This window comes from Streptomyces sp. HUAS MG91 (assembly GCF_040529335.1).
GTDB lineage: Bacteria > Actinomycetota > Actinomycetes > Streptomycetales > Streptomycetaceae > Streptomyces > Streptomyces tabacisoli.
Genome location: NZ_CP159534.1, coordinates 8,056,070 through 8,068,403, shown reverse-complemented (window position 1 = coordinate 8,068,403; position 12,334 = coordinate 8,056,070). Strand labels below are relative to the sequence as shown.

At 72.2% G+C, this 12,334-nt stretch carries 10 protein-coding genes; 3 read left to right on the top strand and 7 right to left on the bottom strand.

Annotated features, from left to right (window positions below; all coding sequences use genetic code 11):
- Positions 1-2 precede the first annotated feature (2 nt).
- From ABII15_RS36570 to ABII15_RS36545, 6 genes are all read right to left on the bottom strand, one after another.
- On the bottom strand, positions 3-1,520 hold the full coding sequence (locus ABII15_RS36570) for a Wzz/FepE/Etk N-terminal domain-containing protein (RefSeq protein WP_353946586.1): 1,518 nt from the start codon (positions 1,518-1,520) through the stop codon (positions 3-5).
- On the bottom strand, positions 1,517-2,917 hold the full coding sequence (locus tag ABII15_RS36565; RefSeq protein WP_353946585.1) for a Wzz/FepE/Etk N-terminal domain-containing protein: 1,401 nt from the start codon (positions 2,915-2,917) through the stop codon (positions 1,517-1,519). The genes ABII15_RS36570 and ABII15_RS36565 overlap by 4 nt, the downstream gene beginning before the upstream one ends.
- Positions 2,914-4,179, bottom strand: coding sequence for a glycosyltransferase family 4 protein (locus tag ABII15_RS36560; protein ID WP_353946584.1), 1,266 nt, complete (start codon positions 4,177-4,179; stop codon positions 2,914-2,916). Before ABII15_RS36560 ends, ABII15_RS36565 begins: the two co-directional genes overlap by 4 nt.
- Positions 4,169-5,485, bottom strand: coding sequence for a nucleotide sugar dehydrogenase (locus ABII15_RS36555; RefSeq protein WP_353946583.1), 1,317 nt, complete (start codon positions 5,483-5,485; stop codon positions 4,169-4,171). Before ABII15_RS36555 ends, ABII15_RS36560 begins: the two co-directional genes overlap by 11 nt.
- A 73-nt stretch (positions 5,486-5,558) precedes the next feature.
- Positions 5,559-7,037 carry a sugar transferase gene (locus ABII15_RS36550; protein WP_353946582.1) on the bottom strand — a complete coding sequence of 493 codons (1,479 nt, stop codon included), beginning with the start codon at positions 7,035-7,037 and terminating at the stop codon, positions 5,559-5,561.
- 578 nt (positions 7,038-7,615) lie between these two features.
- Positions 7,616-7,993, bottom strand: coding sequence for a hypothetical protein (locus ABII15_RS36545; protein WP_353946581.1), 378 nt, complete (start codon positions 7,991-7,993; stop codon positions 7,616-7,618).
- Between the two features lie 47 nt (positions 7,994-8,040).
- On the opposite strand from ABII15_RS36545, the gene ABII15_RS36540 reads away from it, so the two are divergent.
- On the top strand, positions 8,041-8,943 hold the full coding sequence (locus tag ABII15_RS36540; protein WP_353946580.1) for an NADP-dependent oxidoreductase: 903 nt from the start codon (positions 8,041-8,043) through the stop codon (positions 8,941-8,943).
- A 63-nt stretch (positions 8,944-9,006) separates the two neighbouring features.
- Here ABII15_RS36540 and ABII15_RS36535 read toward each other — a convergent pair whose 3' ends face one another.
- Entirely contained in the window at positions 9,007-10,575 is a 1,569-nt protein-coding gene (locus ABII15_RS36535; protein WP_353946578.1) for an MFS transporter, read from the bottom strand.
- Positions 10,576-10,885: 310 nt separating this feature from the next.
- Here ABII15_RS36535 and ABII15_RS36530 point away from each other — a divergent pair, with 310 nt between their 5' ends.
- Both ABII15_RS36530 and ABII15_RS36525 read left to right on the top strand, forming a co-directional pair.
- On the top strand, positions 10,886-11,929 hold the full coding sequence (locus tag ABII15_RS36530) for a cation diffusion facilitator family transporter (protein ID WP_353946577.1): 1,044 nt from the start codon (positions 10,886-10,888) through the stop codon (positions 11,927-11,929).
- A gap of 134 nt (positions 11,930-12,063) precedes the next feature.
- Entirely contained in the window at positions 12,064-12,327 is a 264-nt protein-coding gene (locus ABII15_RS36525) for a hypothetical protein (RefSeq protein WP_353946576.1), read from the top strand.
- Positions 12,328-12,334 lie beyond the last annotated feature (7 nt).

Sequence of the window (12,334 nt, the reverse complement as noted above, 5' to 3'; positions counted from 1 at the left end):
GGTTACCGCGCCTCCTGCTCGTTGTCCGCGCCGTGTGCGGCCCACATCGGCTGCCGCTCCGCGCGCCGCGCGGTCCCGCCCGGCTGTGCCTGTCGTTCGCTGCGTCCGCGCAGTGCGGTGTGCAGTCCGTCCCACAGCGTGCCGTCGGTGCGGTCCTTGGGATCGGGGTCGGTCAGCACCACCCCGATCACGGGTATGCGCTGGTCCGCGAGCTGCCGGGCGACGGTGTGCAGCCAGGCGGCGCTGCCGTGTCCGGCCCGGACGACGAGCACGGTCTGGGTGCCGAGGTACTGCAGGTCGGTCCAGGCGGTGCCGGGCGCCACCGAGCCGACGCCGAGCCGGAGCCCCTGCTGCGGTTCGGCCGCGGCCCGTTCGCCGCTGATCACGGCCGGGTCGCCGGGCTTGGCGCGGCGGCCGGAGAGCTCCGAGCCCGGCAGTCCGTCGACCACGACCACGGGTCCTTCCGCCGCGAGGTTCCTGGCGACGGCCACGGCGAGCACGCCGGCGGTGTGGGCCGCGCCCAGTTCCAGCAGGGACACCGCTTCGGCGGAGCCGCGCACGGTGCGGGTGAGGCTCGTGGTGAGCCGCTCCTGGGCCACCCGGGCCCGGCGCCGCCGCCAGGGCAGGACGGACCGGCGGGGCAGATCGGTGATGACCGAGGCGCCCAGGTGGGAGGCGATGTCCCGGCGCAGCACCGGGCGGTCCTTCACCACCACGCCGACGGCGGCCAGGGCGAGGCCGACCACGAGGCCGAGGACGAGCCCGATCGCGGCGTCGGTGGCGGCGGCCTTCGGCATCGAGTAGGGCACGGCGCGCGGGGCGTCCACGATCTCGGTGCCGGAGACGACCTGGGGCGTGCCGGTGCGGGCGTCCGCGGCGCGCTCGTCGAAGTCGGCGATGCGCGAGTTGAGTTCGGCCCGGCGGGCGAAGAGCGTCTCCAGGCTCGCCGACGCCTGCGGGTCGGTGTTCGGTGAGCGGTTGCCGATCTCCTTGTTGACCTGGGCGAGTTCGTCGCGCATCCGGTCGCGCTGTTCGAGCAGGGCGTCCGATTCGGCCTTCGCGGTGGCCCGCATCCGCCGTACGTGGTCGGCGACGAACGCGTCGGCCAGCGCCTGGGCGCGGTCGACCGCCTGTGCCTTGGTGTCGCCGCTGACGTCGATCTGGAGCAGGTTGTTGGTCAGGCCGGTCCCCTGGTAGTCCCGCATGAGGTCCTCGGGCTTCTCGGTGGACTTCAGCGAGTTCAGGGCCAGTTCGGCGATCCGGGTGGTCTCCAGCACCTGGACGTCGGTGCGGATGAGTGTCCCGGTGTCGTTCGGCTGGTCGTCGGCGTGGGCGACCAGGATCTTGGTCACCGCGCTCGGCGGTGGCGGCAGCAGGATCGCCACCGCAGCGCCGGCCAGCAGTCCGAGCAGGGCCATGGCCGACCAGAGGCGACGGCGCCTGCGCACCGCGACCACCAGTCCCTGGAGGTCGAGGAGCGGAGTGGCCGCCGACGACTCCGCTGTCGTGCTCGTCGTCACGCTGAGCCTCCCGTGGCGTGGCTGTGTACCGCCGGCGCCGGTGCGGCGTGGTGCGGAGGGTGGTCGGCCGGTGACGCGGGCCGGGCCAGGACCGGGTCGGCGACGACGAGGCCGACGACCTCGTGCCCGCCGTCCGCGCAGGCCCGGGCGATGCCGCTGAGTTCGGCGGTGGTCCAGTTGCCCGCGCTGACCACGATCAGGGCTCCGGACTCGGTCGCGCGGTCCGGCACCATCGGCCGGTCCACGGACACCGGCAGCAGCCGCAGCAAGGGGTGTCCCCCGCTCGCGGAGCCGGTGGACGCGCCGCTCGTGGCCTCGGCGACGAGCTGTCCGGCCGCCCGGTGGGCGACGTGATCGCCCTCGGGGACGATCGCCAGCAGCCGCTGGGGTCCCGGCGAGCGGTCGCGCAGGCGGGCGCACACGCGCCGGTAGCGGACGCGTCTGCCGGCCTCGTCGCCCGATCTCTGCGGGGCCGGGGTGTCCCATCGGACGTCGGTGCCGAGGAGCCGGCCGATCCGGGTCCGGGCGCCGCCGCCCTCCGCCCGGTGCGCGTGCCGGTCGTCGGGGACGTCGACGGTGCCGATGAGGTCCGCGCCCAGCGCGGTGGCGATCTCCCGCTCGGTACGAGGACGCCGGTTCATCCGGGCCGCGGCGAGGTGGCCGATGACCGCGAGCAGGAAGAACACCAGGGCTCCCCCGGCGATGAGCTGGACCCGGGTCGGGGCCGCTTCGCCGGTGGGCCGGACCGCCGGACCCATGACGACCATGCCGGCCGTGTTGCTCGCCGGGGCGGCCTGGTCGAGCTTCGTCATCGCCTCTTCCAGCGAGGTGCGCAGCTTCTCCAGCGAGGTGCGGGCCTCGACGCCCTCCACGGTCTGCCCGGGGTCGGCGGCCTGGGCCAGGTCGCTGATGCGGCGGTTGGCCGCCTCCACCTGCTTGCGCAGCGCCGCGCGCTGGGTGGCCGCCTCGCTGTCGGCGCTGCCGCCCGCGATCTGCTTGGCGAAGCCGACGAACTGTTCCGCCGTCCGGTCGGAGAGCTGCTGGGAGTGCTTGGGTGTGTCGGCCGTGCCGGAGATCTTGATGATGTTCCCGTCCGCCGCCTTGGCGACGACCTGGTCCTTGAGGTCGGTGCCGCTGACGCCCGCCCAGCGCAGCTTGTCGGCCGCGAGGTCGAGCACCGTCGAACTGGTCGCGATGTCCACCTCGGTGAGCAGTTCACGCTCCTCCCACTGGCCGGGCAGCAGGACCGAGGCCGTGGTCGTGTAGCGCGGCGGGAACACCACCAGTGAGGCGCCGTAGCCGACGAGCGCGCCCACCACGGCGAGGGCGGCGAGCAGCCGCCACCGCCGTCGGAGCATCCGTCCGATGACGACCAGACGGATCGTGTCTTCGTTCAACGACGCAGCCTCTTCCTTGTCCGTGCCGTCGTGGCCGACGCGGCCGGTGCGCGATCGCCGCACGCCGCGGCGTAGGCGGCGAGCAGTGAGGCCTGCGAGTTGCTCCACGAGAGCGGCCCGCTGACCCGCTCCTGGCCGATCCGGCCCATCCGGGCCCGCTTCTCCGGATCGTCGAGCAGCACGGTGATGAGCTTGGCGAACTCGGCCTCGTCGTTGGCCGGCGCGTAGACGGCGGCGTCGCCGGCGGAGACGCGTGCCTCCCGGAGCTCGAAGGAGACGAGCGGCTTGCCCATCGCCATGTACTCCAGGACCTTGTTCATGGTCGACACGTCGTTGAGCGGATTGAGCGGGTCCGGCGAGAGGCAGACGTCGGCCGTGGACAGGTGGCGCACCAGGTCGGCGTCCGGGATGCGGCCGGTGAACCGGACCTGGTCGTCGAGTCCGAGCGACCGGGACAGCTCCACCATCGCGTCGAAGGCGTCACCCGAGCCGACGAACACCGCGTTCCAGTCGGTCCGCCCGAACTCGTCGCGCAGCTTCGCGAGGGCCCGCAGTGCGTAGTCGACGCCGTCCTGGGGGCCCATCACGCCGAGATAGCACAGCAGATGAGGCTTGCCGCGCTTCAACTCCGGGTCGGGCGGGACCGGTTGGAACCGCTCGACCGCGGGCGCGCTGCGCACCACGAAGACGTCCTCCGGCCGCTTGCCGCCGCGGCGCACGGCGACGTCCCGGTAGCTCTCGTTCGTGGCGATCACGATGTCCGCGGCCCGGTAGGTGCGCCGCTCCAGCGCGCACACGGCGCGGTAGAGCAGGTCCTTGCCGCGGCCGAACCGGGACAGGTACAGCTCGGGCACCAGGTCGTGCTGGTCGAAGACGAACCGCGCGCCGCGCCGCCTGAGCCGCCGTGCGGCGAGGAACAGCAGGTCGGGCGGGTTGCAGGCGTGGACCACGTGGACCGGGCCGACCTTGCGGGCCAGGCGGGCCGTGTGCCACAGGGCCGAGCCGTACTCGCGCAGGTAGCCGGCCGGGCCGCCGGTGGCGGCGCGCAGCGGGTAGCGGTGGATCCGCACCCCGTCGATCACCGCCTCCGGTTCCGTGTCCCGCTTCTCGCCGCGGGGGCAGATGACGTCCACCTGCCAGCCCGCTTCGCGCAGGGTCGTGCACTCCTGCCACACCCGCCGGTCGAACGGCACGGACAGGTTCTCCACCAGGATCAGCGCGCGCCGGCCCGTGCCGTCGCCGCCGGTCGCGCTACCAGACAAGGCCCATGTATCCCGGTTCGGTCCGGCGCGCTTCGGCGTCGGGGAGGCGGACGAGGTCGATGATGTCGGGTCCCTCACCGTGGGGCAGGGCCGCGAGCACGGCCTCGTCCCGGGTGCCGACCAGGCACACCTCCGCGTGGTCGAGCACCTCGTCGACGGAGTCGGCGAGCAGCTGGGCGAGGTGCGGCAGCCGGTTCTCGATGTACTCGCGGTTGGCGCCGAGCAGCCGGGACATGCTGACGTTCGCGTCGTAGATGCGCAGGTCGTAGCCCTTGCCGAAGAGCCGCTCCGCCAGCTCGACGAGCGGGCTCTCGCGCAGGTCGTCGGTGCCGGGCTTGAAGGACAGGCCGAACAGGCCCACCCGCCGCTTGCCGGTGCGCTCGACGAGGTTCACCGCGCGCTGCAGGTGGTCGGCGTTGGACGACAGCACGTGCGACAGGATCGGCACCGACACGTCGGCGCGCTGGGCCGCGTACACGAGGCTGCGCAGGTCCTTGGGCAGGCAGGAGCCGCCGAAGGCGAAGCCGGGGCGCAGGTAGGCGGGGCTGATGTTCAGCTTGCGGTCGGCGAGGAAGACGTCCATCACCTGGTGCGGGTCGACGCCGAGCGCCTGGCAGACGGCGCCCAGTTCGTTGGCGAAGCCGATCTTGAGGCCGTGGAACGAGTTGTCGGCGTACTTGATCGCCTCGGCCGTCGGGATCGGTACGCGGAACACCTCGCCGGGCAGGTCCGCGTAGAGCGCCTGGACGGCGTCGCCGCTGGCCGGGTCCAGTTCGCCGATGACGGTCTTGGGCGGGTCGAAGAAGTCCCGCACGCTCGTGCCCTCGCGCAGGAACTCGGGGTTGACCGCGACGCCGAGCTCCACGCCGGCGGTGCCGCCGACGGCCTTCTCCAGGATCGGCACGAGCAGGTTGAGGCAGGTGCCGGGGAGCATGGTGCTGCGGAAGACGACGGTGTGCCGTCCGCCGCGCTCGGCCAGTGCCGTGCCGATCTCCTCGGTGACCCGCTCCAGATAAGTGGTGCACAGGCTGCCGTTGGGCTCCGACGGCGTGCCCACGCAGATCAGCGACACCTCGCTGTCGGCTATCGCCTCCCGCACGTCGCGGGTGGCGCGCAGTGCGCCGGTCCGCACGACGTCGGCGATCAGCTCGCCGATCCGCTCCTCGACCACGGGTGCCTTGCCGTCGTTGACCAGGTCCACCTTCACCTGGTTGACGTCGACTCCGATGACCTCGTGGCCCATGCTGGCCAGGCACGCGGCCGACACGCAGCCCACATAGCCGAGGCCGAAAACGCTGACTCTCATGACTTGTTGCTCCCCCCAGGCAGGCCCTTGTGGCCTGCGGTCCGCGTGCCGCCGGTCCGGCGGTCCCCACGCATCAGTACGCCCCCTGTCCATGGATCACCGCTCGCAGCGTCTTCCACAAGATCACTGTGTCCAGGGCGAGTGACCAGTCCTCCACGTACCGCAGGTCGAGGCGGACGGCCTCCTCCCACGGCAGGTCGCTGCGCCCGCTGATCTGCCACAGCCCGGTGAGTCCGGGCTTGACCAGCAGCCGGCGCCTTATGTCCGGTCCGTACGCGGCGGACTCCTCCGGCAGCGGAGGCCGCGGGCCGACGAGCGACATCGCCCCGGTGAGTACGTTGAACAGCTGCGGGAGCTCGTCGAGCGAGTACCGGCGCAGCACGGTTCCCACCCGGGTCACCCGCGGGTCCCGGCGCATCTTGAACAGCAGTCCCGCGCCCTCGTCGCGGTCGGCCAGCTCGGCGCGTGCCGCGTGGGCTCCGGCGACCATGGTGCGGAACTTGAGAATGGTGAACTCCTGGCCGTCCTTGCCGACTCGGCGCTGGCGGTAGAACACCCCGCCGCGGCTGTCCAGCAGGACGGACAGTCCGACGAACGCCATCAGCGGTGCGAACAGCACCAGCAGCAGTGCCGCGCCCAGCCGGTCGACGGCCGCCTTGATGGCCCGGCGGGCCCCGGTGAAGGTCGGCAGGCTGACCCGCAGCAGCGGGATCCCGAGCACCGCGTCGACGTGCAGGCGCGGGCCGGCCACCTCCATCAGCACGGGGGCCACAACCATCTCGGCGTCACTGCCCTCCAGGTTCCAGGCCAGTCGCTGCAGCCGGTCCGGGGTCCAGTGCGGGTCGGGGGTGACGGCGACGACGCGATAGCCGTCGCGGTGCACATGGCCGGCGAGGTCGGCGAGTTGGCCGACGACCGGCACCCCGTCGAGGTGGTCGCCGTCGGGCCCGAGCCCGTCCGTCGTGCACACGGCCTCGATCCGCCAGCCGAGATGCGGGAACTTGCGGGTCCGGGTGATCAGGTCGTGCACCGTGGCCGGGCTTCCGGCGGCGAGCACGGGTCTGAGGCACTGCCCTTCCTTGCGCTGCTTGTGCAGCCAGAGGCGGAGCAGATACCGCTCGGTCATGGTGACGATCCCGATCGCGGGTATCGCGACGAAGATCCAGAGTTTGATGTTCCGCGAGGTGAGCGCTATGCCGCCGAGCGCGAGCACGACGGTCGCCGTGAACAGCGAGCGCCCCAGACGGCGGAACTCCTCGGCGCCCTGGCCGAGGACGGCGGGTGCCCAGGCACGGCTCACCGTGAGGGCGGCCAGCACCAGCAGCTCGGTGCCGAAGGCCAGGATCCCCCACTTCTCGTGCCAGTTGGCCGCGTCGCGCGCGCCGAAGAAGTTGCCTATGCCCGCGACCACCAGGGCGGTGGCCACCATGTCGCTCGTGATGACGGAGCGGCGGTACCGCTGCTCCCAGTCGTTCGCCGGCTGGCTGATCGCCTCATCCGTCAGACGCCCTCGCGTCGACGAAAAAGGGCCGACTAATCCCCCCTGCCGCACAGAAACCCCCCGGTCCCCAGTGGTGATGCATGGTCGGTGACTCAGATCCCCCAGGAGGCCCCCGCCTCCCGCACCGCGCCGTTCTCCCGCCGGAAGGCCCCCGCCTTCCGTGCTCGGCCTCTCGGCCGTTCAGCGCTGCTCGAGCCCGTCACGACGACTACCCGCCTGTCTGCCCCGCGCAAACCGCGACAGCACACGAGAACCCGTCGACACCTTGGGTGCTCCCCTCACCCAGGGCCCCTCCTGGACTCCACGAATGGATCACCTCACTGCCGGTACCGGAGTGACGCCTGTTTGATCAGCAGTAACTCCTGATCAATAGATCATCATTTGTCGCCTCGTGTCCCAGCATGTGAAGCACGGTCAATCTAGACCATGGGGACCCCCCTGAAGAGGGGGATGTGTGGAATTTGTGCTTGATATTTGAAGTCGACTCAACTGGCCGATGTTCGCCCACAGTTGCCCCGAAGGCCGGGCACACCGTGTGACCTGTGCTGACGTGACGTGTCCGGGGAATCAGCGGCTCCGGCCGCACCCACCGGATCAGGCCGTTCTTGGAGAAAGTCGTCCGGATTCGATCAGCCGCCCGGCTCCTCCACGAAGAGCCGGGTCAGCGGGGTCGGCGCGGCGCCGACGAGCACGCTCGCGGCCCGTGCGGGGGTGGCGATCCGGCCCTCGGCGGCGACCGGACCGGCGACGACCGCGCCGAGTTCGGCGATGGACCCGCAGGGCCGTTCCGCCGCGGCGATCCCGGGACGTACCCGGACAGGGTGGTGGAGACGAGGTCGACTCCCGGCCGCGCCGCCTCGATTCGTTCGGTGCGGGGTGCGCGGGGACGGAGTGCGGGTGGGCGCGACGGCGCCCGGGACCGTGGCACGCCCCCCGGCGCGGGGCGAAGGGGCGCCGGCGTGATCCGTCCCGTAGCGTCGTCGTCGGAACGACCCAAGGAACAGCACCCCGCCGCCGACCGCGCGTTCGGCCCCGGGTGAGATCGGAGCCGTGGATGAAGGCCGCCCGCTTCAGCGCGTTCGGGGACCCCGACGTCCTCGGCATCGTCGACCTGCCCGATCCGCACCCGGGCCCCGGCGAGGTGCGGATCGCGGTGCGCGCGGCCGGGGTCAACGCCAGCGACTGGAAGAAGCGGCGCGGCCTGATGGACCAGGAACTTCCGCAGACCCTGGGCTACGAGGCGGCGGGCGTCGTCGACGAGGTGGGCGCGGGCGTCACGGACGTGGCCGTCGGCGACCGTGTCTTCGGCTTCTGCCCCGACGGCGCGGCCCAGGCCGAACGGGCGGTTCTGGCGGTGTACGCGCCGGTCCCGCCGTCGCTCGGCTTCGCCGCTGCCGCCGCGCTGCCCAGTTCCGTCGAGACGGCGGTGCGGGCACTGGACCAGCTCGGCGTCGGACGCGGCGACACCGTGCTCGTCAACGGCGCCTCCGGCAGCGTGGGCAGTGCGGCGGTGCAGTTCGCGGTGGCGCGCGGGGCGCGGGTGATCGGCACCGCGGGTCCGGCCAACCACGCCCACCTGCGCTCCCTGGGCGCCGAGCCGGTGGCCTACGGCGACGGACTCGTCGAGCGGGTGCGGGAGTTGGCGCCCGACGGGGTCGACCTGGCGCTCGATGTCGCCGGGAGCGGGGTGCTGCCCGAGCTGATCGGGCTGGCCGGCGGTGCGGAGCACGTGCTGACCGTCGCCGACGTCGCCGGTGCGCGGGAGCACGGGGTGCGGTTCAGCCGCGGCGACGACGGACGCGCGATCCACGCGCTGGCCGACCTCGGACCGCTGATCGAGGCCGGGCGTTTCGCGCCGCCCGTCGTGACCACCTTTCCGCTCGCCGGGATCGCGGAGGCGCACCGGGCCGGCGAGAGCGGCCGGGTGCGCGGGAAGCTCGTTCTGCTCGTCGGCTGACCCGGCACACGTGTGGGGCCCGCGGAGAGGTGTCTCCGCGGGCCCCACACGTGTCACGGCGGCTCAGACGCCGGCCGGTTCCCGGTTGCCGGGCTGCTCCGGCTCGGCCGGGCTGTCGGGAAGGTCGGCGGGGAGCTGCGAGAGCGGGCCGCGCGTGTACTGGGCGGCGACCAGCTCCGAGGCCTCCTCGGCGGTGGAGACCGACGGCGGCGACCCGGCCAGCGGCTGGCGCGCCGTCTCCTTCATGAACAGGACGGCGACCGCGCCGACGACGGCCGCGAACATCATGTAGAACGCCGGCATGAGGTTGTTGCCGGTCGCACTCGTCAGGCCCTCCATCACCAGCGGCGTGGTGCCGCCGAAGAGGGAGCCGGCGACGTTGAACGAGATCGCGAGCGCCGAGTAGCGCACCTCCGTCGGGAAGAGCGCCGGGAGCACGGCGGACATCGTCGCGAGGAACGTCAGCAGGCACAGGCCGAGCAGCAGCAGACCGGCGTAGATCGCGAAGTGGCCTCCGGCGCGCAGCAGCAGGAAGGCGGGCACGGTCAGGACGACGAAGCCGAGCATGCCGGTGAGCAGGACGGGCTTGCGGCCGACCCGATCGGACAGGGCGCCGAGCGGGTGGACCAGGCACATCAGGACGACCATGACGACGACGAGGGCCACGAGGCCCGCGGTGGAGCCGTACTTCAGCTCGTCGGTCAGGTAGGTCGGCATGTACGACAGCAGGCCGTAGTCGGCGATGTCGTAGGCGGCGACGAGCACCATGCACAGCAGCAGCGCGCGCCAGTGGTCGCGGAAGAACGGGCCGAACCTGAACTTCGGGCGCTCCGCGCCGCGCTCCTGCTCGCGCTCCAGCTCCTGGTAGGCCGGGGTGTCCTCCAGCTTGAGCCGCATGTACATGCCGATCAGGCCGAGCGGTCCGGCGACCAGGAACGGTACGCGCCAGCCCCAGGAGAGCATGGCGCCGTCGTCCAGGGCGGTGGTCAGGATGGTGACCAGGCCGGCCGCGCCGACGTATCCGGCGAGCGTGCCGAACTCCAGGTAGCTGCCGAAGAAGCCGCGGCGCTTGTCCGGCGCGTACTCGGCGATGAAGGTGGCCGCGCCGCCGTACTCGCCGCCGGTCGAGAAGCCCTGGATGACGCGGAAGAGGAGCAGCAGGACCGGCGCCCAGATGCCGATGGCGGCGTAACTGGGTACCAGGCCGATGCCGAAGGTGCCGAGCGCCATCATGATCATGGTGAGGGAGAGGACCTTCTTGCGGCCGATCCGGTCACCGAGCGGGCCGAAGACGAATCCGCCGATCGGCCGCAGCAGGAAGGCCGCGGCGAACGCGCCGAACGAGGCGAGGGTCTGGGCCGTCGGGTTGCCCGACGGGAAGAACACCTTGCCCAGGGTGACGGCCATGTAGGAGTAGATGCCGAAGTCGAACCACTCCATGGCGTTGCCGAGCATCGCGGCCTTCACCGCACGCTTGACCGCCGGCTCCTCGGTCACGGTGATGTCGCTGCGCCGCAGCTTGGGGCTGCGCCGTCGCTCGATCACCCGGAACAGGCCCCGGTGGCGGCGGACCGCCTCCGGGTTCCACTCGGGCTCGGCCTCACTTGCCGCCTGCGTCGTCTCCGCGCTCACTGACGGTTTTCCTTCCTCCGGCTTCCCTCCGGACGGGGCGCGGTCCGGTCTCCCGGTACGCGCCGCTTCCGGACAGGAAGACAAACACCTTCAGGCCACCCCACCTGCCCCACGATCAGCACTCCATGCAGGTCAAAAACTCAGGTCCCCCGCGAGGAACACCACACCCGTCCTGCGGGCCGCCCGGAAGAGGCGCAGGTCAGCGGCTTCCTATCCGACATGACAACGGTCACCGGTGCAGCCTTTGCCGAGGGGCGCGGCATGCGTTTGACTGCCAGGGAAGCATCCGTCGACGGGGGAGGACGCGCACATGAGCCGGCACGACCACGAGCCGACGTCGGGGCACACCGACAGTCCCGGGGACGCGCACGACCACGGCGGCCACGGGCACGCCGGTCACGGCCACGGTGTCTCGGCGGACGCCGACCGCCGCTGGCTCGCCATCGCGCTGACGCTGATCACGGGATTCATGGCCGTCGAGATCGTCATCGGCGTGGTCGCCCGCTCCCTCGCGCTGATCTCGGACGCGGCGCACATGCTCACGGACGCGGCGTCCATCGTGCTCGCGCTGATCGCGATGCGGCTGGCGGCCCGGCCCGCGAAGGGCCGCTTCACCTACGGGCTCAAGCGCGTGGAGATCCTGTCCGCGCAGGCCAACGGGCTCACGCTGCTCCTCCTCGCGGTGTGGCTCGCGTACGAGGCCGTGCGCCGGCTCTTCGCGCCGCCCGAGGTGGCGGGCGGGCTGATGCTCGCGACCGCGCTCGCCGGCATCGTCGTGAACGTGGCCGCGACCTGGTGCCTGTCCCGGGCGAACCGCTCCTCGCTCAATGTGGAGGGCGCCTACCAGCACATCCTCAACGACCTGTTCGCGTTCATCGGCACCGCGATCGCCGCCCTGATCGTCGTCCTCACCGGTTTCGCCCGCGCCGACGCCATCGCCACCCTCGTGGTCGTCGTCCTGATGGTGAAGGCGGGGTACGGGCTGTTGCGGGACTCCGGGCGCATCTTCCTGGAGGCCGCCCCCGCGGGCCTGGACCCCGACGCCCTCGGCGACCGGCTCGTCGCGCAGAAGCAGGTCGTCGAGGTGCACGATCTGCACGTCTGGCAGATCACCTCGGGGCAGGCTGCCCTGTCCGCGCACGTGCTGGTCGAGCCCGGGGGCGACTGCCACGCCGTACGCCGTGTGCTGGGCGAACTGCTGCGCGACGACTACGGCATCACGCACACCACCCTTCAGGTCGATCACGCCCCGGAGCCCGTCCTCCATGTCGCCCGGTCCGGCGCGGCCGGGACCGACGCCCACTGCGCGGACGCCCACGGCCCGGTCCACCGGGAAGAGCCGCACGCGCACTGACGGCGGGCGGCACTTCACACGCTCCGGCGGAACAATGCGGCCGTCTGTGGCGCTGTTCCTGATACCTGGCCAGGTGTGCAGTGCGCGGACAACAGGCGGCAGGGCCCCATCGGGGGCGGAGGAGTGTGAGAGTGATGGCGAGGTCAGGACCCGACGGACCGCTGAACGACGAGGACAGCTGTGTCGTGACGACATGCGGGCGCAGGATCGCCGTGCACCGCATCCAGCTCGCGCCCACCGGCCGGCCCATCAGCCGGGTCACCCTGGACGTGGGCGCGGACCGGGGCGGCGAGCCGGGGGTGTGGGCGTCGCTCACCGGCGCCGAGGCCAGGGAGCTGGCCCGCATGCTGCTGGTGCACGCCGACCTGACGGACGGCGGCGCCGACCCGCGCGGCTGACCCGCGG